The following is a 22,634-nucleotide window of genomic DNA, read 5'->3' on the forward strand; positions in this document are numbered from 1 at the left end:
GTAACAAGTGCTGCAGATAAGGGGGGCGCATATGGCAGAGCATGCAGATGTTTTTACACAAGCACCGGCCGCGGATCGGAATTATGAGGCCGATGATATACAGATTCTTGAAGGCTTGACAGCCGTACGGAAACGTCCGGGAATGTATATAGGCTCTACGAGCAGCTCAGGGCTGCATCATCTCGTTTGGGAAATCGTCGACAATGCTGTCGATGAGCATTTGGCGAAATTTTGTTCCGCCATTGAGGTAACTTTGCACAAAAACGGCTCCATTACGGTCTATGACAATGGACGAGGCATTCCGACAGGGATGCATAAAAGCGGAATTCCAACGCCGCAAGTCGTATTTACGATCCTTCACGCTGGGGGAAAGTTCGGCGGCGGGGGATATAAAAAATCAGGCGGCCTGCACGGCGTCGGCGCTTCGGTAACGAATGCGCTATCCGAATGGCTGGAAGTGGAAATTTTCCGTGATGGAAAAATACATAAGCTTCGGTTTGAATATTGGGTAGATGCGGATGGCAAGGAGCATGTCGGCGAGCCGACAACGGGACTTGAAGTGACGGGAACGACGTCGCGGACAGGCACGAAGGTTACATTTAAGCCGGATGGACGCGTGTTTCAGACGGGAACTACGCTGAATTACGATACGCTGGCAGAACGGCTGCAGGAAATCGCTTTTCTCAACTCGGGGCTGAAAGTGACGATCAAGGATGATCGCAGCGGCAAGCTCGATGTGTTCCATTATGAAGGCGGAGCACGCCAGTTCGTCGAGTTTCTCAATGAGGACAAGTCGGTGCTGCATGACGTCATTCATTTTACTGGCGAGCGTGAGGATATTGAGGTTGAAGTGGCGCTTCAGTACAATGACGGCTACACGGAAACACTGGCTTCATTCGTTAATGCTATTCCTACACGGGGCGGCGGTACGCATGAAACGGGCTTCAAAACCGCATATACGCGCGTCATGAACGATTATGCCCGCAAAGCCGCGATGCTGAAGGAAAAGGACAAAAATTTGGAAGGCAATGATCTCCGCGAAGGCATGATGGCGGTCATCAACATTAAGATGTCTGAGGTGGAGTTCGTCGGCCAGACGAAGGACCAGCTCGGCAGCGCGTCTGCACGCGGCGTCGTTGATGCGATTGTGACCGAGAAAATGCAAGTGTTTCTCGAAGAAAATCCGCAGGTTGCCCAGCTGCTGCTCAAGAAGGCTGTTCAGGCTTCAAGGGCGCGGGAAGCGGCGCGCAAGGCGCGGGAAGATATGCGCAGCGGCAAGAAGAAGAGCGAAAGCTCCAATCTTGGCGGCAAGCTGACGCCGGCGCAATCGAAGGATGTTACGCGCAATGAGCTGTTTATCGTCGAAGGCGATTCGGCGGGCGGCTCGGCCAAGCAGGGGCGCGATTCGAAGCATCAGGCGATTTTGCCGCTCAAGGGCAAGCCGATGAATCCGGAGAAAGCCAAGCTGCATGATATTTTGAAAAACGACGAGTACAAAATGATTATCGCCGCTATTGGCGCAGGCGTAGGCCCGGAATTTGAATCCGAGGAATGCAACTATCACAAAATCATTATTATGACGGATGCCGATACGGACGGAGCCCATATCCAGGTGCTGCTTCTAACGTTCTTCTATCGCTATATGAAGCCGCTTATAGACAGCGGACGCGTATATATTGCTCAACCGCCGCTTTACAAGCTGACGCGAAAATCCGGCAAGCTGGAGACGGTGCGTTATGCATGGACGGATGAGCAGCTGCAAAATTATTTAAAGGAATTCGGCAAAAACTTTGAGCTTCAGCGCTATAAAGGACTTGGCGAGATGAATCCCGACCAGCTGTGGGAAACGACGATGAATCCGGAGACGCGGACGATGCTGCAGGTGCAGATCGAGGATGCTGCGAAGGCGGAGCGCCGTGTGTCTGCGCTTATGGGCGACAAAGTTGATCCACGCAAGCGCTGGATTTTGGAAAATGTTGATTTTGCGGAATATGAGGAATAGGAGGCAAGCAGCATGAGCATTTTGGAACAGTTTCTTCCAGCATTTCTTGAAGAAATCGTAGGCGACCGCTTCGGCCGCTACTCTAAATATATTATTCAGGATCGTGCCATACCCGATGTGCGGGATGGCTTGAAGCCGGTACAGCGTCGTATTTTGTACGCGATGTACGATTCCGGCAATACGCCGGACAAGCCATATCGCAAATCTGCGAAGACGGTCGGCGATGTAATGGGCAATTATCACCCACATGGCGATTCATCGATATACGAGGGCATGGTGCGGATGGCCCAGCCTTGGAAAATGGGGCATATCCTCGTTGATGGCCACGGCAACTGGGGTTCGATGGATGATGATCCCGCTGCGGCCATGCGTTATACGGAAGCTAGATTATCTCCGCTAGCCATTGAGCTGCTGAGAGATATTGATAAGCGCACGGTCATGTTCAAGGATAATTTCGATAATACGACCAAAGAGCCGGTTGTGCTGCCGTCTCGCTACCCCAATTTGCTCGTAAATGGGGCCAGCGGCATCTCTGCCGGCTTTGCGACTGAAATACCACCCCATAACTTGCGTGAAGTTATTGATGGCTGTATCACGGTTATGAACCGCCCAGAGACGACGCTCGAAGAGCTGATGCAAATTATTAAAGGGCCTGATTTTCCGACGGGCGGACTCATCATGGGTGAGGAAGGCATACGCGATGCTTATGCGACTGGCAAAGGCCGCATTTATTTGCGCGCCAAGACAGCAATCGAGGACATGCGCGGCGGACGCCAGCAAATTGTCATAACCGAAATTCCTTATCAGGTTGTCAAATCACGCCTTGTGACGGCGATGGAAAATATTCGTCTGGAGAAAAAGGTCGAAGGTATCGCCGAGGTGCGCGATGAGAGCGGTCGCAACGGCCTTCGGATCGTGATCGAGCTGAAGAAGGAAACAGATGCAAACGGCATTTTGGCTTATTTGCTCAAAAAGACGGATTTGCAGGTGGCCTACAGCTTTAATATGGTGGCTATCGTTAATAAAACGCCGCAGCAGCTCGGCATTCGCCAAATGCTGGATGCGTATATTGCCCATCAGAAAGAAGTTGTCACATTCCGTACGCAATATGATCTGGAAAAAGCGGAAGATCGTGCCCATGTGCTGGAAGGGCTCGTGAAGGCGCTGAATTTGCTTGATGAAGTGATTGCGGCGATTAAAGCTTCCAAAAACCGTGCCGATGCGCAGCAAAATCTCGTCCAGAAGTTCGCGTTCAGCGAGCGCCAGGCAGATGCGATTTTAACGTTGCAGCTGTATCGCCTGACGAATTTGGAAATTACGTCGCTGGAGAAAGAGCATAAAGAAGTGATGAAGCGCATCGCTTATTTGAGCAGCATCTTGAACAGCAATAAGAAGCTGATCGGTGTCATTCGTGATGAGCTGATGGAAATTCATGCGAAGTTCGGCATTGACCGCCGTTCAGACATCCAGGGAGAAGTAGAAGAGCTTAAGGTTAATCTTGAGGTGATGGTAACGCCTGAGGAAGTACTCGTTACGCTGAGCAATGAAGGTTACATGAAGCGGACAAGCATGCTTTCGTTTACGCGCTCCGGCGGAGAAGTTGGCAATGCGGGCGTGAAGGATGGCGATATCATTCGCGGCTTGTACGCGGTCAACACGATTGATAATTTGCTGCTCTTCACGAAAAAGGGACAATATTACACGCTGCCCGTCCATCAAATTCCCGAGTTTAAATGGAAGGATACGGGGACCGCAGTCGTCAATATCGTTCCGATTCCGAAGGATGATGCGATCATTAGCGTTATCCCAGTGAAGGACTTTAATGTTCCAGGCGCTTCGCTCGTCTTTGTGACCAAACGCGGACAGGTGAAGCGGACTGAGCTGAAGGACTATATGTCAACGCGCTCGACAGCGATTGCAGCCTGCAAAGTAGCTGAAGGCGACGAGGTTATTAAAATTTTGCCAAGCGACGGCACGAAGCAGCTGATGCTCGTGAGCAAGCAAGGCTGGAGCATCCGGTTCTCCGAAAGCGAAGTAAACCCTATGGGGCGTGTCGCTGGAGGCGTGCGCGGCATGCAGCTGAAGGAAGACGACGAACTGATTGCGGCAGACTGGGTAGGCGAGGATGAGGGAGAATTGTTCGTCATCTCTGACCTTGGCTATGCCAAACGCTCGCTGCTGCTGGATTACCCTGTTCAGGGCAGAGGCGGCAAAGGGGTTCAGACGTTCGAATTTAAAGAAGGCAAGCGTGTGAAGCCGAATGGCTCAGCACTTGTTTATGCCGTTTATTGCAAGGATGCGATTGATCTCATCGCGCTAACCTCATCCGGGGCTAAGCTGCCGATGACGACGGAGAAATCACCGATAGATGATCGCAGATCGATAGGGCGGACTATCGTTCCGCTCGAAAAAAATGATGTTTTAATGGCAGTCATTGTCCGTCCGTCTGATGTGCTTCAATCATAAGGGCGATTAGGCGGATCAAAGCGTTCAATTAACTGGATCATCGCATCCAACATAACCCACAATGGTACGAGCTCATCCGGGCGATCGAGCCATTGTGGGTTTTTTATGATGCCATAAGCTTTAATTTTGCGAATAATTTCGGCTTTCTCGTTGTCCATTGAGGTTCACTCCTTATGAGGTGAGGATGGCGAAATAGGGAAAGCGCCCAGATTCATTGTATGTCTACTCTTGTCAAAACGTTCGGGTATATCGCAGTTTGTGAGGGAAATTATTAATCGGGTTAACCTTTTATTCGACAATCTCGGATGGTATAATTGGAATTAAAGAGAAATTGGACAGGAAGCGGGTGTATGAATGGTTTCTGATGAATTTACTCGATTGTGGACGAAGCTAAGCAGAGAATGGAGGACAGGTCTGGAAGAGGGACTGGCGCCGCTCACGGAAGGCCAGCTGAATGTGCTGGATTTATTGCTGCAACACCAACCGATGAAGCCATCCGATCTGCTGCAGCATTTGGCAACGACTCCAGCAGCGATTACTACTTTGCTCGATCGTATGGAGCGCAATGAACTAATTGTACGTACAAGAGATACAGCCGATAGACGAATTGTATGGGTATCCGTATCAGGCAAAGGGAAATCAGAGGCACAGCGTGGCAAGGAAGTACGAACGAAGCTTATTTCCGAAGCGCTAGACCGGATTTCTTCCCATAATCAACAGCTGCTTGTTTATTTATTAGGCAAGGTAGCCAATAGATAGTTCCGCTAATTCAGAGTGCAGGTGGAACTGGCGGCAAGGCAAGACGCCGCTATATTCTGGACAATAAGGGCGTTGCTGTCCTAAGATGGCAACGCCCTTTTATGTTTGCTTATCTTGTTACCCGATCTGCCCTGAGGAGCAGCGCTTAGGACATCGATTCGAGCCGGGTGCGCAGCAGGCTGAGATTTTTTTTCAGAGCGGCATATAGATCTGGCGTAAGCAGCTTGCTCGACTGCTCCGCAAGCGTTTGCTCAACAGGCAAAATGCGATAGCGATAATTATGATCCGGTTTGTATCGGTAAACCCAAGTCGGAATGGCTTCAATATCGGCAAGCTGAATGCTGCCGTCCCCGTTATTTTTGCGAATAAGCACTTGATAAATGACGCCATAATCCTTCGTGTCTCCACGTTGGTTGGAAATAAAATTGCCCATCGAATAAATGATAAGCCCTTGGCGCTCGCGCCCGTCGTCATCTGTTGCCTCCAGCACCTCATAGGGCTGAATAACATGCGTATGCGAGCCTGCGATAATGTCGGCTCCTTCCGCAATCAGCTTGCGGGCAAGCGTCTTCTGCTCCTCATTGGGCTTCGTCTGATACTCCGTTCCAAAATGGAGCGCTACCGTAACAAAATCGGCGCCTGCTTTCTTAAGCTTCTTAATATCGGCAATCATTTTTTGCTCATCAATTAGCGGAACCATATATGGCTTTCCTTTTGGAATAGCGATGCCGTTCGTGCCATACGTGTAAGCGAGCAGCCCCATGCGAATCCCGTTTTTTTCGACGATGATGTTTGTATCCGCTTCCTTTTGTGTGGCGGCGGAGCCTTTTATTATAAACTCTTTCTCTTTCATATGCTTCAGCGTCAGCAGCAGGCCTTTCTCGCCTTTGTCGAGCATATGATTGTTGGCATTGGTCAATATGTTGAAGCCGGCGTTTTGCAGCGCATCGAGCAGGGCAACGGGCGCATTAAATGTCGGGTAACCCGTATAAGCGAACGCGGAGCCGGCTACAGGCGTTTCTAAATTCGCCAAAACCCAGTCGCCTTCTTTCAATATCGGCGCTACATCTTGAAAGAAAGGATCGAAGTTATAGCTTTTCGTCTTTTTGTTATAAGCACCCGGCAGCTCCGGGGAATGCATCATAATATCGCCAACGGCGACCCATAGCGCTTCCTGATAGCTGTTAGAAGGGCTGGATGGGGGAACGATGGCTTCCTGCGTTGTAGTGGTCTCGGGTAATGGCTCAGATGAAGGCACAGGGGAGGTCGTTGCACTAGGAGCTGTAGCTGGTTGTGCGCTGGTGCTCGATTCCCGCGCCACTAGCATCGTGGAATCGACGCTGTTAGCGGTAAACGGTAATGAGCCTGCTAGCGGCGGGAAAAAAATAATAAGGACTCCTGCTGCTGCCAGCAGCAGCAGGATCATATTGACGGCGAGATGAATTTTAGTCCTTCGGCGCATGGACGGATTCTCCTTCAGCCAGGTAGACGTCTGCTGCGGCTTCCAGCTCCGCTTGCGGCCACCAGCTCCAGGCTTTCGACCCATAAGGGATGGAGCGGAAGCAGACGTGTTCCTTCGTTATGGGATGGGAAACCGAAACGGAAGTAGACCAAAGCGCGATATCGTTAACACCGCCCGTTTGCGGCGCTCCATATTTGCGGTCGGCCACCAGCGGGCAGCCGATAAAGGCCATTTGTGCCCGAATTTGATGGGGCCGTCCCGTATGCAGCATAACAGCTATGAGAGAATAACGGTCTGTACTGGCAATAACCGTATATTCGAGCACAGCCTCCTTCGCTTCCGGTGCTTCCTGCTTGAATACGGTCACCTGGTTAAGCTTCGCATCCTTGCGGATAAAGTGGCGAAGCTTGCCGCTTGCCGCGTGAGGCTTGCCATGTACGACACACACATAGGTTTTGCCAAAATTTCTGCTGCGGACTGCCTCGGAGAGCCGTGAGGCCGCTTTCGAGGTTTTGGCGAACAGCATGGCGCCGCCCACAGGCTGATCCAGCCGGTGAATAAGGCCGAGAAATACATTTCCCGGCTTATCGTGGCGTTTTTTTAAATCGCGTTTGAGCAATGTCAGCATATCCGGCGTACCCGTATGATCCTCTTGGGAGGGAATACCCGGCTGCTTCACAACTGCCAAAATATGATTGTCTTCAAACAGCACCGGAATTTCGCCGATGCCATCTAGAGAGGAGCCAGCCATTAGACAGACTCCCAGCGGCCCAGTATGCCGCAAGGCAGGTTCAGTCCGGATGCGGTAATAGGCAGGCCGATTTCGCCGCAATGAATCGCACCGCCGAAGCGCTTCGCCATCGTCATATGAAGCAGATTATGCAGTACGGATGGAGATAGACCTGTCGTGTACGAATTAATTAGCATAAACAATGGATTATCGGATAAAATCGTCGTGCAGAACTCAAGGAACGGGAACAGGTTCTCTTCCAGCTTCCACGTCTCGCCGTTCGGTCCTCGTCCGTAGGACGGCGGGTCCATAATAATAGCGTCATATTGACGGCCCCGGCGCTGCTCGCGTTGAACAAACTTAAATACATCGTCGGTAATGAAGCGGATCGGCTTGTCGGACAGCCCGGAAAGCTGGGCATTTTCTTTCGCCCACTGCACCATGCCTTTGGAAGCATCCACGTGAACTACCTCTGCGCCTGCTGCGGCAGCCGCAACAGTAGCTCCACCGGAATAGGCGAAAAGATTGAGTACGCGAATCGGACGGTCCGCCGTGCGGATTTTATCCATCATCCAGCTCCAGTTCACCGCTTGCTCAGGAAAGAGCCCCGTATGCTTGAAGCTGGTCGGCTTAATATGGAAGGACAGCTCTCCATAGGATATGGTCCAGCGCTCCGGCAGCTGGGAATTGAACTGCCATTCGCCGCCGCCAGAGGAGCTGCGGTGGTAGTGGCCGTCTGTTTTTTTCCACAAGCCGTCTTCCTTCGCTATTGGCCAAATAATTTGCGGGTCCGGCCTGCGAAGAATATAAGAGCCCCAGCGCTCCAGCTTATCTCCATTCCCTGTATCTATTACCTCGTAATCTCTCCATTTATCTGATACGTACATGATTTTAGCGTTCCTTCCCAATTTCAAAATTTGTATTATAATATTAAGGTCAACGCTAATTATAGCGAAGCAAACAAGTTGAAGCAATTGGGAGAGGATATTTATTCGAAAGGTATTTTGGGGATGGGTCGCCGGGCTTGCCGCAAGCCTGGTATTATTTGCGTTAACTACAGCGATTGCAGCACGCCCAGAGCTGTCACAGCTCGACAAAGAAACAGCCGCATTCGCTGAGCAAATGCGGGGAGAAGGATGGACGGCTTTTTTCAAGGCGCTGTCTTATATGGGTTCTTCTCTATTTATAATCGCAGCGACTTTTGTGCTTTTTCTATGGTTCGGCTGGCGCAGCGGCTGGCTGAAAGCAGCTCCGATTATAGTAGGTACTGGACTTGTATACATAACGAATACGTTGGCCAAAATGGCCTTTGACCGGGGCCGGCCAGAGGAGGCTTGGGGATTAGAGGCAGCTGGCGCAAGCTTTCCGAGCGGAAATGCCATGATGGCGATGGCGCTTTATGGGCTTGCAGCTATATGGATTGGAAGGGATGCCTGGTTCAGTCAAACGACGAAGCGGGTCAGCTATGTACTCGCCGGATTGCTTATTTTATTAATGGGCGCTTCAAGGCTTTATTTCAGCGTCCACTACGCAACGGACATTATTGGCGGGTATGCAGCGAGCTTTGCCATCCTTGCACTGATGATGACCGTTCTGACGGCTCGCCGCTAAAGAAAGCAGCAGGGCAGCAAGCTGGCAAAGGATTACTCCGACTCGCGAATGACATTAAGCAATTTATGAATCGATGCTTTTCGTTTGTCTTCATCCATATGATTCAGCAGCTGCAGCAGCTCATGCGTTTCTTCCCTGGCGAGTCCAGCCACTTGCTGGCGGGTTTCACCTTCAATAATATAATCCGTCGTCACATGAAAAAAGAAGGCGAGCTTAATCAGCGTTTCATATACCGGCTGGCGATTGTTAATTTCGTAATGACTGTAAGCGGAGCGGGTGATTCCGATCGCACGGGCAACGGCTTCTTGCGAAAGATTTTTTTGTAAGCGGAGTTCCTTCAAGCGGTCTCCCATCGTCATTTTTAGTGGCTCCTTCAAAAAAGCTGAAATAATAATACAAGCTTAACTATTAATTTATGATACAAAATGTATCATTGTCAATAGTTTTGGCGAAATTAGCAGGAAATAACTGCGTTTAGGGAAGGGGAAACAAACCGTGGTACTAACCTTTGAATGTGTTTGCGGCAATCAAACCGGACTGTTCGCAACCGGAGATCGAGACGAACAGGGGCGCGAATATTTAGAAGCAGAGGACGATGATCGCATCAGCTGGGTCATGGGCGATACCGGCATGTTGTTCAAATGCTCCTTCTGCGGCCATACTTACCGATTAGAGAAGCAATAGCTTGCAAGAAGAGGTCCGAACGGGCCTCTTTTTTACTTGAGGGGAAAGGCCTTTTAGGGCAAGTGGAATGCTTTTGCTTATGCGGTTTAGCGAAGCCTTAATAGCTTGTGCAATCAAGCATTATGGAAATAAGAGTGAAAAAGCTGGATTTTACGCTTTATGCGTAGAGTTTGGCTTTTTTTGCTTATGCTTGTCACAAAAGAGGCGGCTTCTTTGTCTTATCTTATGAGGACCGAAAAACACCAACCTGCTAGGAGGAATTTAAAATGAAATTAAGAGTAAACTATCGCACGGCGAACCCGGCAGTATTTAAAGCATTGATGGAATTGGAGAAAGCAGCGTCAAGCTCTGGCATTGATCCTATCACCTACGAGCTTATTAAGCTGCGGGCGTCGCAAATCAATGGCTGTGCTTTTTGTCTGGATATGCATAGTGAGGATTTGATGAACAAAGGCGAAAGTTTGCAGCGAATTATGCTGCTAAGCGTATGGCGAGAAGCGCCTATTTACACGGAGAAGGAATGTGCAGTTTTGGAATTGACCGAGCACGTGACTCAGGTTTCTGCAGCGGGGGTGCCGGATGAGCTGTACAATCGCGTGAGAGACTATTATGATGAAGCGGAATATGCAGCATTAATTTTGGCGATTATTACGATTAACAGCTGGAATCGGATTGCCATTTCAACTAGCATGTTCCCCGGCTGCTTCGACTAAAAGGACGTTTTAAGTAATTATAAATTTGGTTATTTTGTATACGGGAAAGGAAGTTTTGGAAGCGAGATGGCGGATACTCAGGTGTTGTGGAAAGTAGCAGAGTGGTATGCGGATTATAAGTCGCTGCTTAGCTCGCTTGCATACAAGCTGCTTGGATCACGGCAGGAGGCGGACGATGTCGTCCAGGATGTTTTTGTGACGCTTCAGTCGGCGGAGCCACATCCGCTGAGCAATGTCAGAGCTTATTTATGCAAAATGACGGTCAACCGCTGTATGAATGTGCTGCAATCTGCCCGCCACAAGCGAGAAGCTTATGTCGGTGAATGGCTGCCGGAGCCATGGAGCGGCAATTATAACGATGAACCTTTGGAGCAGCTCGCGCGCCGGGAAACGATCAGCTATGCCATGCTCGTCATGCTGGAGCATTTATCCCCATTAGAGCGTGCTGTATTTGTGCTGCGTGAAGGCTATGGCTACGGCTACGATGAGCTTGCTGAGCTGGTAGGCAAGTCAGAGGCAAACTGCCGCAAAATTTTAAGTCGTGCCAAGCAGGCGCTTGACCTATACCGCCTGCTTCCACAATCGCATGCTGAGGAACAAGAGCTAACGGTGGACGCAGCAGCATTGGAGCCATTTGTTGCGGCATTTGAACAGGCCGATATTGGGAAGCTGCTTGCCCTGATGCGTCAAGATGCAGTGTTTATCACCGACGGCGGCGGCAAAGTTACTGCAGTGAGACGGCCCGTTATTAGCGCACGCCGCGCTGTAATACTGCTGCGGAGAATGTCTACGCATAGCCTGCACGGTACGAACATATCCATTTCTATGTTGAACGGACAGCCAGCGCTCATCTTCCGCCGGGGCAAAAATGTTCAAGCGGTTATGTGCCTGGAATGGGTGCAAACGGAGGAAGGCAGCCGTATAAAGCGAATTTATACGATGTATAATCCGGATAAGCTATCGTTAATTTAATGTGAGGTTCCACTCATAATTTGCTTGCTGGATGCAGAACATAAGGGCGAGTAAGCAGCAAATGAATAAGGGGGAACAGCATGATGAAGCGTATAGCACTCCGGCTGCTGAGCCTGTGTTTGGCTGTATGGTTAGGGTGCCTAGGGATGGAAAGCGTAATGGCGCAGCCGGGCGTGTATCATTTTGGGTTTAAGAAAAGCGCAGGAGGACAGCTGCCTTCGATAAATGAGGAAGGTTTCAAAGGCATCGTCCAGCAAAATGGGGCGATTTTCCTCGGGGATACGAAGCAAAAGGAGCTGTATTTGACCTTCGATAATGGCTATGAAAATGGCTATACAGCTAAGGTGCTGGATACGCTAAAGGCGAAGGGTGTGCCTGCTGCTTTTTTTGTAACAGGCCATTTTATTAAGGATCAGCCGGAGCTGGTGAAGCGTATGGCGTCAGAAGGACATATCGTCGGCAACCATTCATGGAGCCATCCGGATATGACACAGCTCAGCTCAGGACAAATTCAGACCGAGCTCAAAAAGGTGGAGGAGCAGTCGGCACTGCTGACCGGCCAGCAGCAAATGGCGTATTTGCGGCCGCCAAGGGGGATTTTTAGCAATCAGGTGCTTGCTGTCAGCAAGCAGGCTGGATATACTAGCGTTTTTTGGTCGGTTGCCTACAAGGATTGGGACATTAAGAGCCAGAAGGGGGCAGCATACGCCCTAGATCAAGTGATGCGCCAGCTCCATCCGGGAGCTGTAATATTGCTGCATTCGGTTTCAAGCGACAATGCCCAAGCTTTAGGGGCGATTATAGATGGCGCGAGGGCGCAAGGCTATGCATTCAAAAGCTTGGATCAGCTGACGAATCGCAGCTATTGATCGCTATCAATAGCTATTTACTGCTTCGCCAGGAAAAAGTTAATCGCCACATTCGCTGAGTACGATAAGAAATAAAACGAAAATATAAAAAAATAAAACGAACCCCGTGCTCTTGTTAAGAATGCACGGGGTTCGTTTTATGTGTATAGGGGCATGCTATGCGCCAAATAAGCGCCGCTATGTTTTATTTTGTTCCAGCGGTATATTGGGCACTTGGCAGTTCAACGGTCCAGCCGAATGGATCGGCAATGACGCCCGTTTGGATGCCTGTTAACGTCTCATACAGCTTGCGTGACAACGGGCCTGTCTCGCCACCGCGAAGCAGCAGCTGCTCATCGAGGTAATGCAGCTCTCCAATTGGAGAAATAACTGCTGCCGTACCTGTTCCGAAAGCTTCCTCCAGCGTATCATTATGATAAGCTTCCACGAGCTCGTCAATGGACAGCTTGCGCTCCTCAACAGGAATGTTCCACGATTTAAGCAGCTCAATAATCGATTTGCGCGTAATGCCGTCGAGAATGCTGCCATTCAGCGCCGGAGTGACAATCGTACCGTTGATGCTGAAAAAGACGTTCATGCTGCCAACTTCCTCGATGTATTTACGCTCAACACCGTCCAGCCACAATACTTGCGTGCAGCCTTTAGCTGATGCTTCTTCCTGGGCTTTCAAGCCAGCAGCATAGTTGCCAGCTGTCTTGGCATTGCCGACGCCGCCTTTAACCGCACGTACATATTCGGATTCCACGAAAATTTTCACCGGATGAATGCCCTCTGCGTAATACGATCCGACCGGAGAGAGGATAATCATAAACATATAGTTTTGCGATGGCGCTACACCGAGGGATGATTCATTTGCAATAATGAATGGACGAACGTACAGGGACGTTTTATCCTCATCAGGAATCCAGTCTTGATCAACGGTGATGAGCTGCTTCAAAGCTTCCAGCGCAATCTCCTCGTCAAGATGTGGAATGCTTAGGCGCTCGTTAGAGCGGTTTAATCGTTTAAAGTTTTCTTCTGGACGGAACAGCAAAATGCTGCCGCTCTCCGTGCGATACGCTTTCAACCCTTCAAACACCGTTTGTCCATAGTGGAACACCTTGGAAGCAGGGTCAAGCGTAATCGGTTGGTAAGGAACGATTCTTGGGCTATGCCAGCCTTTCGATGCTTCATAGTCCATAATGAACATATGGTCGGTATAATATTTTCCAAACCCTAATTGATTGGCTTGGGGCTTTGTTTTTTTGGTAGCAGCTAGTTCAATGGCAATCGGTTGGTTCATTTCAGAATCCTCCCACTTATTTTGGTGACAATCGTTTAGTTGAATCGTACCACTTAACCAAGTATATTGATAATATCTGTTTTGTCGGATCATCATACTTTTTAGGTATAGGAGAATGCACATGGATATCCGTCAGCTTAAATACTTTTTGGCGATCGCCAAGGAGGGGCAAATTACGCGTGCGGCCAAGCTGCTGAATATGGAGCAGCCCCCGCTCAGCCGCCAATTAAAGCAAATGGAGCAGGAGCTGAACGTTACTTTATTTGACCGCAATGGCAAAAGCCTTGTGCTGACTCATGCGGGAGAGCTGCTGCGCGATAAGGCCGAAAGCTTAGTCGATCAATTTAATGAAACGATGCAGGAGGTACGCGAGCTCGATGCGGGCATTCAGGGCGTACTGCCGATTGGCTCGGTCGTTTCCTGCATTTCGCTGCTGCCGCCTGTCATTGAGCGGTTTCGGGACAAGCATCCCGAGGTGACGTTCAAAATTTGGGAAGGCGATCATTATATGCTGGGCAGCCAGCTGGAGAAGCGCAGCATTGAGCTTGTTGTTGCAAGACTCCCGTTTGAATCGGCTTCTGATTCGCAGCCTTATTCGATATTGCCGCTGCCATCCGACCCATTCGTTGCGGTGCTGCCTTCTAAGTGGAGCACAGATCCGCAAAAGCAATCGATGCAGATGAGCGAGCTTAAGGATTTGCCGTTTCTTGCCCTCAAGACGGAGCGGACAACGGCCATGCATGAGAAGGTAATGATTGAATGCCGTGCCCACGGCTTTGAGCCGAAAATCATCTGCGAATGCTCCAGCGTCGCCATAATAATGGCGCTAGTGGCAGCAGGAATCGGCGTGACCGTCTTTCCTAAATCGGTTATGGCTTCTTTTCCGCTTCCAACGATTCGCATGCTGGCCATCACAGACACGGATTTTCAATCGGATGTCGGCATCGTATGGCTCAGGAATCGTTATCTGTCCAATGCCGCCCGCCATTTTATTCAAATGTTTCAGCAATAGCTGCAATCGTCCCCTCAGCCTATTGTTTTATCTTTTCCAATTGTATGACGGTTTGTTCCAATCTTAGCCGCCATCATTTACCTTTTGTATGGCAAGCGCAGCAGCAATTGGGGAGATGTTGGCGGACTGCATCAATTAACAATTTACGGCAGTAATCGGCTATCGCTGGCCAAAGTGTTTCTTAGCAGCTCGCTTTTGTATATAATAATACAATGAAACGCTTTCACAAAAAGATTGTCTAATGCTGGATTAAAGTCGGAGGAAAAGCATTGTTAAAATCAAAATATATGCGAAGGCTGGTCGCCTTCAGTATGGTGCTTCTGACCATTCCGATTTTGACGCTTGGCGGCCTGTCCTATTTTAAAGCAAAAGGAATCATTGAAGATAAAGTGCAGCAGGGCAATCGCGAGGTGCTCGTCCAGACGCAGCTTCAAGTAGAGCAGCTGCTTAAGACAATCGACAGCTCGCTCATTCAGTTCATTAATCGGCCGCTTATTAATCAGGTCGTCGTCAAGCAAATTGAACCACGCGATTTTACGTTAATTAATGAGTTGTCGGAGGAGTTGTATAAGCTGCAGGCTTATGATACCGGCATTCAAAATATAAGTTTGGCCAGCTTAGAACAGCAGTGGACACTTGATAACAGCGGGTTTCGCTACGCTTCTGGCAATGACAAAATGAAACCGCTTACTGAATTGAAAGCTATCCCTGAGCTGTCCAGCTGGGTGAGCGATGCGAAGAGCAGCCATGTGCAATTAGTAAAAAAGCTGCCCATTAATACGTTGAAAAATCCTGCCGGACTTATGGTTGCGACCGTTCCGCTCTACCGGCTGGATAAGCTGATGCCGCAGGAGACGAAGGAAACGGCGACAGTCATTTTTGATGCGAATTATCGGCAGTTGACCGGCCAGGAAGGGACGGCCTTCACCTCTGCGGATTTGAGCGGCATGGTGCCGCAGCTTCGCGAAGCAGCAAATAAGGAAGAGGGCTCCATTACGATTAAGACGGAGAAAGGTCCTATTGGGCTAAATTACCGGATATCTCCTTATAACAGCTGGATTTATGTGTCTTTTATTTCAATGGAGCAGGTAACGATGGAGACGAGTGCCATCGGCTGGTATACGGCGCTTATTTGTATCATTGTGTTTCTGACGCTGCTGGCGATTTCTTTGTTCGGATCGCGAAAAATGTATGAACCGATTCGCCGCGTGTTCGAATCGGCGCTGGACGGGGCAGAATCGCCGCAAAGGGACGAGCTGGAGGTTATAGGCGAACGCATTCAATCGCTTAAGCTATTGCAATCCAAGCTGCTTGGGCAATTGCAGGGTCAGACGCAGCAGCTCAAAGAATTTTTCGTGCGCAAGCTGCTGCTTGGCGAGCTTTCGGGCAGCCATATCCGGGAGAAAGCGACGCAATATCATTATGAGCTTGAGCAAGCGGTGTATTGTATCCTGACTGTACAAATCGATACCTTTAAAGGTACTCGTTTTCAGGAAAATGATCGCGATCTGCTCATGTTCGCCGTCAACAACATCGTTATTGAGCTGATTCCGGGAGAGCTTCGCTTTGACCCAGTTGTCATTGGGGGGAATCAGGTTACATTGCTCAAGGCTGCCGCTGGGGAGGCTGACATGGATGAAGCGAAAAATGCGGTGTATGCATGGGCGGAAACGGTGCAGTCCAAAGTTAAGGAAATCGTTGGTCTCAGCGTAAGCATTGGAATCAGCCGATTCCATAAGAAGCTGACTGACGCATCGCAGGCATACGGGGAAAGCCTAGAAGCATTGAAATACCGCTTTCGTCTAGGTGAAGAAGCGATTTTGCACGCACAGGATGTATTGCCAGATCAACGCACCCCTGCTGTATTTCCAGAATGGATTGAAAAGCAGCTCATTGAAGCGATTTTGATATCTGATTTGGAGCAAGCGCGGAAGCTGCTAAAGGAATTTCTTGCATTAGCGATGCGAGGGCATATTCATCATAAGGAAATTCAGATGTGCCTGTTCCGGCTGCTTGCGGATTTGCTTCGCGAGGTGCAAAATGCCGGGGAGGAGCTTCACCTGCAAATGCTGGATGAGCGAGAATTGTTTGATCAGCTGGCCAAGCTGAAAACGTCAGCGGAAACCGAGGAGTGGTTTATGTCATCGCTGCTTATTCCGATGGTTCAAGAGATGAGCTCGCAATGGGATCGCCGCAACCGCAACATTTCCGACCAAATTAAAGAAATTATTCATCATGAATATGAGCAGGACATTACGCTGGAGCTTTGCTCAGCCCGGACTAATTACCATCCTAATTATTTGAAAACGGTTTTCCGCAAGGAGACCGGCATTAATTTTAGCGAATATTTGTCACAGTATCGGCTGAGTCAGGCGAAGAAGTGGCTGCTCGAAACGGATTGGAAAATCGCCGAAATTTCCGCACGCATCCAGTATCAGAATCCACAAAATTTTATCCGTTATTTTCGGAAAATGGAGCAGATGACCCCGGGAGAATATCGGAAAAAATATCGAGCGGAGTAAACTCTGCGCCTCGGGCGCAGAGTTTTTTTATACAGCCAAAGCCTTATTGCACCTGCATTCTGCCCTAATGATTATGGCACCTTCCCTAATGATTACGAAAGCGCGTAACCTCTAGCTGGCAGGGCAACTTCTGCCCTGATGATTGTAGACGGTAATTGCAGCAGGCGGTAATTTGTAGAGGAACGGCGTTCATTAGGCGAAGCGTGAAGAAGGCTGCTTCCACCTGCCATTCGCAATTGCAGCACACGTCATAATTAGGAGGGGGAAGGCTATTATGCAAACGGCAGCAAATAATCAATCGGGCGTTTCAAATGCCCAGACGAAATCCACAATGGACCTGCTGTCCAAACGCTGGAGAAGGCATCGCTGGTTTTATCTCATGTTATTTCCTGGCGTTTTGTATTTTATCACTTACAAATATGTGCCGATGTGGGGAGTGCTCATCTCCTTTCAGGATTACCAGCCGTACATGGGTTTTTGGAAAAGCAATTGGGTAGGATTCAAGCATTTCGAAGCCTTTTTCCAAAATGATGCGTTTTGGATGCTTTTTCGCAACACCTTTATGCTGGCGATGTACAACATTGTTTTCTTTTTCCCGCTGCCGATTGTTATCGCTTTGATGTTGAATGAAGTGCGAAAGGAAGCTTATAAGCGAATCGTGCAGACGCTCATTTATGTGCCGCATTTTGTGTCGTGGGTCGTCGTGGCGGGCATCAGCTTTCTATTCTTCTCTTCACAGGATGGCCTCGTTAATATGATGCTGGCTGAATCGGGTAAAAATCCGATTAACTTTCTTCTCAGCGAGAATTGGTTCCGCACGATGATTACTTCGCAAGTGATGTGGAAGGAGACGGGCTGGGGCACGATTATTTTTCTCGCAGCGCTTGCTGGGGTAGATCCGCAGCTGTATGAGGCAGCCAAAATCGACGGCGCCGGAAGATGGAAGCAAATGTGGCATATTACGCTCCCAGCTATCCGGAGCACAATCGTCATCCTGCTCATCCTGCGGCTCGGCCATTTTCTCGATACTGGCTTTGAACAAATTTTTCTCATGCTCAATTCGATGAACCGGGATGTCGGTGAAGTATTTGATACGTACGTGTACAACATGGGGATTACGCAAGGGCAATTCAGCTTTAGTACAGCGGTTGGCGTATTTAAATCAGCCGTAGGACTTGTGCTGGTCGTAGCGGCCAACTATTTGGCTAAGAAGTTTGGGGAAGACGGGATATATTAGGGGAACGGTGAAAAAGTTGCTGCGCTGCGTGAAAAGTTTGGGTTTCGATCGCGGTTGGACTTGAATTTTTTGAACAAACCGCTAACGGTTAAAATTCAAGTCCAAAAGCGAACACTCCGTTTCTCAACTCCAAACCCTTTACTCCACTTCGCCTTTTTCACCAATCCCCTAGTGGGAATGGAAGAAAAAGAAGAGATAAGAGCAAAGAAAACGGCAAGAGCAAAGTAAACTGCAAGAGCAAAGAAAACTAAGAAAACTAAGAAAACAATGAAAAAAAACAAAGCGAATTTGGATGTGCATGCAAACCGTAGTCGCCATGCTTGCCCTTGCTTAGCGCTTATTCATGGTCAAACTAATCTGAAGATTCAAGGGTTAAGGAGCCACAGCCTGCGGTTGTTGATGAGTCCCCAAAGACCGAGTCGCTCACTCCTTTTTTGACGGACTGAGGTTCCGCTATTCTGGCTTTGCAATCGATTTCGAAGCGTATGCGGACAGGAGATTCGTTATCGCCCTCATCATCCCGTCAAAATGGCCATTTGCAGCGCATTAGCGGCTCCTGAGTCCGCGGCCTGTGCCAAAATCGTGATTTTGTTAAAATAGCTGCTGCTGTGTCCACCAAATCAATCTTGATGCAGGGAGCAACCCCCTGAAACGAAGATCATGAAGCTGCCTATGAGTAAGTTTGTTCACATCCACGAGGGGCAACATTTTCGGTAGGAGAGGCAATACGTTTAACGCTGTACTCGGCCTGGCTCTGGCTCGCTTACATTTGCTTACATGCCCTAAAAAAAGATAACAACAACAAGAGCAAGAGCAACAGAATAGGAACAAGATCAGCAGAGCAAGAACAACAGAACAGGAACATGAACATGAACAACAGTACAAAAACAGTACTAGACAAAGCAGCCGGGTTCAAGCAGGCTAGCTTGGATGGGGGGGGAAGAGCTGCATGGATAAAAGCTTGATGGGACGATTCATTGACTGGACGAATTATTTGCTGCTCGGCCTAATTGCCGCTGTGTGCATTTTGCCGTTTATTTATATTTTGTCAGCGTCGCTTACGGCGCCGGAAGAGCTTTTAAAGCGAGGCTTCATCCTCATTCCGCACAGCTTTTCACTAGAAGGCTATCGCTATGTGCTATCGACCAATACGATCGTGAACAGCCTTGGCGTAACTGCGCTGGTCACCGTTGTCGGAACACTCGTAAATTTGCTGTTTACCGCGCTTATGGCGTATCCGCTTGCGCAGCGGGATTTGTTCGGAAGCAAGCTGATTATGAAAATGGTCGTATTCTCGATGCTATTTGGCGGAGGCATGATTCCGACTTATTTGATCGTAAGATGGACGGGGTTGCTAGATCATGTCGGAGCGTTAATCATTCCAGGCCTGATCAGCGCCTTTAATCTGATTATTATGCGGAATTTTTTTCAAAACCTTCCGGATGGCTTGGAGGAAGCGGCGCGAATTGACGGATGCAGCGATCCCGGCATTTTATTCCGTATCGTCATTCCGCTTTCGGCTCCTGTATTAGCATCGCTGGCTTTATTTTATGCAGTTGGGCATTGGAATTCCTATTTCAGCGCCGTGCTCTATATTAACGATTCAAGCCTTTGGCCAATACAAGTATGGCTGCGGCAAATCGTTATTTTATCCCAAGGGGGGATTGGAGACTCAACCTCGTTTGAAACCGGTTATGTGGCACCGCCAGCGGAAACGATTAAAATGGCCGTTATCGTCCTTTCTGTTTTACCGATACTCGTCGTTTATCCGTTTTTGCAAAAGCATTTCGCTAAAGGGGCGCTGCTAGGTTCAGTAAAAGGGTAGTGAGGGAATACCAACAATATGCCATTAGGGGGCAACTGAAAATGAAAAAGCTAATGAATCAAAATGTACTTAAACGAATGGTTACCTGCACCTGTATTTCCGGTATTATGGCAGGCGTGCTGGCAGGCTGCGGTTCTTCTGGCAATGAGGAAGCGGGCACTGGGGCAAGCGCAGAAGCAGGGCCAGGAACGACAGCGATCAACATTATGATGATCCAGTTTGGCACGGAGCCGATGAAAAAGGATAGTCCCGGCATTAAGTATGTTGAAGATTATACGAACACGAAGCTTGATTTCACTTGGGTGCCAACATCCGCCTACGACGACAAGGTTAGTGCAACGCTTGCTTCCGGCAAGCTGCCTGATCTAATGCTCGTGCGGCGGAATAAAGATTCCGCGATGCTCAATGCCCAGCTGTCAGGGGTGTTTTGGGAGCTGACACCCTTTTTGCAAAATACGAAAAACTTGGCTAATATGAGCGAGATCGCCAAAACGAATGCGATGATCGGCGGCAAGCTGTACGGTATTCCGAGGGAGCGGGTGCTGGCGCGCTACGGCATGATTTTTCGCAAAGATTGGCTCGATCATCTAGGTTTGCAGCAGCCCCAATCGGTGGATGATATTTACAAAATAGCGAAAGCGTTTACACAAAATGATCCGGACGGCAATGGCAAAAACGATACGTTCGGCATACAGGAAGACAAGGCGATGGAGCTGCTTAAGCAATTAAATGTGTATAATGGCGGCCCGAATGGCTGGGGGCTTCAGGATGGCAAGGTGATGCCTGATTTCGTCTATCCGGAATTTAAGGAGGCACTTGATCTTTATAAAAAAATGGTCGAGGAGAAACTCATTATTAATGACTTCCCGATTGCGCCGAAATATGATTATTTCAATAAAGAGAAGGCAGGCATGTATTTCTCCGTTATCGGTGATGCTGCGGGCCACGCCGATTTGCAGAAGGCTAACCCGAAGGTCGTTATTGATGTGGCGCAAAACTTTGCAGGACCTAAAGGCGAGCGTGTGCGGGGAACGAATGGGTATGATTCTCTGCTTGCGATTCCGAAATCCAGTGTGAAAACAGAGGAACAAGTGAAAGCCATTATTGATTTCCTCGACAAAATGGCCGACAAGAAGATGGAAGATTTCATCGCTTGGGGACTAGAGGGCACCGATTATGAGCTGGCCGGCGGCAAACCAGTGAAAAATGAAGCGGCAACGTCCTCCATTGGCGATTTGTGGAATTTGCGGTGGATTTATTCGACCACCATTGCGATGCAGGGTGAAAAGAAGGAGTTGGACGTCAAGCTGGAGAAGCTATATGAGGATAATTTGGAGCTTGCTGTGGTTGATTTAAGCGCATCGTTGTTGTCCGAGACCAATGTGCAGAAGGGCAATGAGCTCAAAACAGCAATAACCGATGCACAGACCAAATACGTATTGGGTGAGCTTGACGAGAAAGGTTGGAATGATGCAGTTGCCAAATGGAGAAAAGACGGCGGAGACAAAATCATCGAAGAGTTTACAGCCGATTACAACGCAATTCACGCAAAATGAGGGGAAAGCGATTATTTTGCAGCGCGCAGACCCTTGGATTTATAAGCATGTAGACGGCTGGTATTATTTCACGGCGACAGAGCCGGATTATAATTATATCGAGCTGCGCCGCTCGCAGACGATTGCGGGCCTTGCTGATGCAGAGCCGGCTGCAATTTGGCACAAGCATGAAAGCGGCGAGATGAGCGAGAAAATTTGGGCCCCGGAAATTCATTTTATCGATGGGCGTTGGTACATTTATTTTGCTTCGGGGCGGACAGATGCAGGCTTTGCCCACCGCACCTATGTGCTTGAAAATGAAAGCGCTAATCCGCTTGAGGGCGCATGGACGGAGAAGGGCAAAATCATAATGAACTGGGAGTCCTTCAATCTGGATGCTACGACGTTTGAGCATAAGGGTGAACGTTATCTAGTGTGGGCGCAAAATGACCCAGCGATCAAAGGCAATACGAATCTGTATATTGCGGCGATGGAAAACCCATGGACGATTCGCGGGACGCAGATTATGATTGCAACTCCAGAATTTGATTGGGAAAAAATTGGCTATTTGGTCAATGAGGGGCCCGCAGTCATTAAGCGGAACGGCAGCATTTTCATCAGCTATTCTGCAAGCGCTACCGATTTTAATTATTGCGTCGGTTTGCTGACGGCCTCTGAGGATAGCGATCTGCTCGATGCGGCTTCATGGACGAAATCGCCGATGCCGGTATTTAAGACTGATGGGGAACGCGGGCAGTATGGCCCGGGGCATAACGGCTTCACTGTAGCAGAGGATGGGAAGACGGATGTATTTGTATACCATGCCCGCACGTACAAGGACATTGAGGGGGAACCGCTCAATGATCCGAATCGTCATACGTTCGTTAAGCAGCTGCATTGGTCAGAGGATGGCAAACCTGATTTTAATGTGTGGAATTAAAGCCGGACAAGGT

At 49.1% G+C, this 22,634-nt stretch carries 20 protein-coding genes; 14 read left to right on the forward strand and 6 right to left on the reverse strand.

Going from position 1 to position 22,634, the window contains the following annotated elements; genetic code table 11:
- The first annotated feature begins 31 nt into the window (after positions 1-31).
- Together parE and gyrA are read left to right on the forward strand one after the other, a co-directional pair.
- On the forward strand, positions 32-2,002 hold the full coding sequence (gene parE, locus BBD42_RS22790) for a DNA topoisomerase IV subunit B (RefSeq protein WP_056028607.1): 1,971 nt from the start codon (positions 32-34) through the stop codon (positions 2,000-2,002).
- Positions 2,003-2,014: 12 nt separating this feature from the next.
- A complete protein-coding gene (gene gyrA, locus BBD42_RS22795; RefSeq protein WP_099519999.1) occupies positions 2,015-4,468 on the forward strand; it encodes a DNA gyrase subunit A in 2,454 nt (817 codons plus the stop codon).
- Here gyrA and BBD42_RS31860 read toward each other — a convergent pair.
- Positions 4,459-4,626, reverse strand: coding sequence for a hypothetical protein (locus BBD42_RS31860; RefSeq protein ID WP_172455590.1), 168 nt, complete (start codon positions 4,624-4,626; stop codon positions 4,459-4,461). The genes gyrA and BBD42_RS31860 overlap by 10 nt on opposite strands.
- Before the next feature lie 196 nt (positions 4,627-4,822).
- Here BBD42_RS31860 and BBD42_RS22800 point away from each other — a divergent pair, with 196 nt between their 5' ends.
- The gene (locus BBD42_RS22800; protein ID WP_046233412.1) at positions 4,823-5,227 is read left to right on the forward strand and encodes a MarR family winged helix-turn-helix transcriptional regulator; all 405 of its coding nucleotides are present in this window, start codon (positions 4,823-4,825) and stop codon (positions 5,225-5,227) included.
- Positions 5,228-5,372: 145 nt separating this feature from the next.
- On the opposite strand, the gene BBD42_RS22805 is transcribed toward BBD42_RS22800, so the two are convergent.
- From BBD42_RS22805 to BBD42_RS22815, 3 genes are read right to left on the reverse strand one after another with little or no spacing between them, the layout of a single operon-like run.
- Positions 5,373-6,689, reverse strand: coding sequence for a CapA family protein (locus BBD42_RS22805; RefSeq protein WP_099520000.1), 1,317 nt, complete (start codon positions 6,687-6,689; stop codon positions 5,373-5,375).
- Complete coding sequence (locus BBD42_RS22810; protein ID WP_099520001.1) at positions 6,673-7,440, reverse strand: RluA family pseudouridine synthase; 768 nt, start codon at positions 7,438-7,440, stop codon at positions 6,673-6,675. The genes BBD42_RS22805 and BBD42_RS22810 overlap by 17 nt, the downstream gene beginning before the upstream one ends.
- On the reverse strand, positions 7,440-8,306 hold the full coding sequence (locus BBD42_RS22815; RefSeq protein ID WP_056028599.1) for a class I SAM-dependent methyltransferase: 867 nt from the start codon (positions 8,304-8,306) through the stop codon (positions 7,440-7,442). Before BBD42_RS22815 ends, BBD42_RS22810 begins: the two co-directional genes overlap by 1 nt.
- 280 nt (positions 8,307-8,586) lie before the next feature.
- Between BBD42_RS22815 and BBD42_RS22820 the strand changes: the two genes are divergently transcribed.
- Positions 8,587-9,030, forward strand: coding sequence for a phosphatase PAP2 family protein (locus BBD42_RS22820; RefSeq protein WP_172455591.1), 444 nt, complete (start codon positions 8,587-8,589; stop codon positions 9,028-9,030).
- Positions 9,031-9,062: 32 nt separating this feature from the next.
- Here BBD42_RS22820 and BBD42_RS22825 read toward each other — a convergent pair whose 3' ends face one another.
- On the reverse strand, positions 9,063-9,389 hold the full coding sequence (locus BBD42_RS22825; RefSeq protein WP_056028593.1) for a helix-turn-helix domain-containing protein: 327 nt from the start codon (positions 9,387-9,389) through the stop codon (positions 9,063-9,065).
- A gap of 136 nt (positions 9,390-9,525) precedes the next feature.
- Between BBD42_RS22825 and BBD42_RS22830 the strand changes: the two genes are divergently transcribed.
- From BBD42_RS22830 to pdaA, 4 genes are all read left to right on the forward strand, one after another.
- Positions 9,526-9,714, forward strand: coding sequence for a hypothetical protein (locus tag BBD42_RS22830; protein ID WP_099520003.1), 189 nt, complete (start codon positions 9,526-9,528; stop codon positions 9,712-9,714).
- A gap of 266 nt (positions 9,715-9,980) precedes the next feature.
- Positions 9,981-10,427: a carboxymuconolactone decarboxylase family protein gene (locus tag BBD42_RS22835; RefSeq protein WP_099520004.1), complete on the forward strand. Its 447-nt coding sequence runs from the start codon at positions 9,981-9,983 to the stop codon at positions 10,425-10,427.
- A 66-nt stretch (positions 10,428-10,493) separates the two neighbouring features.
- Positions 10,494-11,399, forward strand: coding sequence for a sigma-70 family RNA polymerase sigma factor (locus BBD42_RS22840; RefSeq protein WP_099520005.1), 906 nt, complete (start codon positions 10,494-10,496; stop codon positions 11,397-11,399).
- A gap of 83 nt (positions 11,400-11,482) precedes the next feature.
- Positions 11,483-12,268: a delta-lactam-biosynthetic de-N-acetylase gene (pdaA, locus tag BBD42_RS22845; protein ID WP_099520006.1), complete on the forward strand. Its 786-nt coding sequence runs from the start codon at positions 11,483-11,485 to the stop codon at positions 12,266-12,268.
- Between the two features lie 184 nt (positions 12,269-12,452).
- Here pdaA and BBD42_RS22850 read toward each other — a convergent pair whose 3' ends face one another.
- Positions 12,453-13,550, reverse strand: coding sequence for a branched-chain amino acid aminotransferase (locus BBD42_RS22850; protein WP_099520007.1), 1,098 nt, complete (start codon positions 13,548-13,550; stop codon positions 12,453-12,455).
- 121 nt (positions 13,551-13,671) lie between these two features.
- Here BBD42_RS22850 and BBD42_RS22855 point away from each other — a divergent pair, with 121 nt between their 5' ends.
- The 6 genes from BBD42_RS22855 (at position 13,672) to BBD42_RS22880 (ending at position 22,621) form a co-directional block, all read left to right on the forward strand.
- Complete coding sequence (locus BBD42_RS22855) at positions 13,672-14,562, forward strand: LysR family transcriptional regulator (protein WP_099520008.1); 891 nt, start codon at positions 13,672-13,674, stop codon at positions 14,560-14,562.
- A gap of 269 nt (positions 14,563-14,831) precedes the next feature.
- Positions 14,832-17,084, forward strand: a complete 2,253-nt coding sequence (locus BBD42_RS22860) for a helix-turn-helix domain-containing protein (RefSeq protein WP_099520009.1) — start codon at positions 14,832-14,834, stop codon at positions 17,082-17,084.
- A 331-nt stretch (positions 17,085-17,415) separates the two neighbouring features.
- The gene (locus BBD42_RS22865) at positions 17,416-18,321 is read left to right on the forward strand and encodes an ABC transporter permease (RefSeq protein WP_237163550.1); all 906 of its coding nucleotides are present in this window, start codon (positions 17,416-17,418) and stop codon (positions 18,319-18,321) included.
- A 949-nt stretch (positions 18,322-19,270) separates the two neighbouring features.
- Entirely contained in the window at positions 19,271-20,146 is an 876-nt protein-coding gene (locus tag BBD42_RS22870) for a carbohydrate ABC transporter permease (RefSeq protein ID WP_099520010.1), read from the forward strand.
- Positions 20,147-20,187: 41 nt separating this feature from the next.
- Entirely contained in the window at positions 20,188-21,702 is a 1,515-nt protein-coding gene (locus BBD42_RS22875) for a type 2 periplasmic-binding domain-containing protein (RefSeq protein WP_099520011.1), read from the forward strand.
- Complete coding sequence (locus BBD42_RS22880; RefSeq protein ID WP_237163196.1) at positions 21,614-22,621, forward strand: glycoside hydrolase family 43 protein; 1,008 nt, start codon at positions 21,614-21,616, stop codon at positions 22,619-22,621. The genes BBD42_RS22875 and BBD42_RS22880 overlap by 89 nt, the downstream gene beginning before the upstream one ends.
- The last annotated feature ends 13 nt before the right edge of the window (positions 22,622-22,634 follow it).

This window comes from Paenibacillus sp. BIHB 4019 (assembly GCF_002741035.1).
GTDB lineage: Bacteria > Bacillota > Bacilli > Paenibacillales > Paenibacillaceae > Pristimantibacillus.

Bases quoted from the DNA above. Each gene is read 5' to 3' on its own strand.
- parE (WP_056028607.1), top strand. From the start codon at position 32: ATGGCAGAGCATGCAGATGTTTTTACACAAGCACCGGCCGCGGATCGG.
- gyrA (WP_099519999.1), top strand. From the start codon at position 2,015: ATGAGCATTTTGGAACAGTTTCTTCCAGCATTTCTTGAAGAAATCGTA.
- BBD42_RS31860 (WP_172455590.1), bottom strand. From the start codon at position 4,626: ATGGACAACGAGAAAGCCGAAATTATTCGCAAAATTAAAGCTTATGGC.
- BBD42_RS22800 (WP_046233412.1), top strand. From the start codon at position 4,823: ATGGTTTCTGATGAATTTACTCGATTGTGGACGAAGCTAAGCAGAGAA.
- BBD42_RS22805 (WP_099520000.1), bottom strand. From the start codon at position 6,689: ATGCGCCGAAGGACTAAAATTCATCTCGCCGTCAATATGATCCTGCTG.
- BBD42_RS22810 (WP_099520001.1), bottom strand. From the start codon at position 7,440: ATGGCTGGCTCCTCTCTAGATGGCATCGGCGAAATTCCGGTGCTGTTT.
- BBD42_RS22815 (WP_056028599.1), bottom strand. From the start codon at position 8,306: ATGTACGTATCAGATAAATGGAGAGATTACGAGGTAATAGATACAGGG.
- BBD42_RS22820 (WP_172455591.1), top strand. From the start codon at position 8,587: ATGGGTTCTTCTCTATTTATAATCGCAGCGACTTTTGTGCTTTTTCTA.
- BBD42_RS22825 (WP_056028593.1), bottom strand. From the start codon at position 9,389: ATGACGATGGGAGACCGCTTGAAGGAACTCCGCTTACAAAAAAATCTT.
- BBD42_RS22835 (WP_099520004.1), top strand. From the start codon at position 9,981: ATGAAATTAAGAGTAAACTATCGCACGGCGAACCCGGCAGTATTTAAA.
- BBD42_RS22840 (WP_099520005.1), top strand. From the start codon at position 10,494: ATGGCGGATACTCAGGTGTTGTGGAAAGTAGCAGAGTGGTATGCGGAT.
- pdaA (WP_099520006.1), top strand. From the start codon at position 11,483: ATGAAGCGTATAGCACTCCGGCTGCTGAGCCTGTGTTTGGCTGTATGG.
- BBD42_RS22850 (WP_099520007.1), bottom strand. From the start codon at position 13,550: ATGAACCAACCGATTGCCATTGAACTAGCTGCTACCAAAAAAACAAAG.
- BBD42_RS22855 (WP_099520008.1), top strand. From the start codon at position 13,672: ATGGATATCCGTCAGCTTAAATACTTTTTGGCGATCGCCAAGGAGGGG.
- BBD42_RS22865 (WP_237163550.1), top strand. From the start codon at position 17,416: ATGGACCTGCTGTCCAAACGCTGGAGAAGGCATCGCTGGTTTTATCTC.
- BBD42_RS22870 (WP_099520010.1), top strand. From the start codon at position 19,271: ATGGATAAAAGCTTGATGGGACGATTCATTGACTGGACGAATTATTTG.
- BBD42_RS22875 (WP_099520011.1), top strand. From the start codon at position 20,188: ATGAAAAAGCTAATGAATCAAAATGTACTTAAACGAATGGTTACCTGC.
- BBD42_RS22880 (WP_237163196.1), top strand. From the start codon at position 21,614: ATGATGCAGTTGCCAAATGGAGAAAAGACGGCGGAGACAAAATCATCG.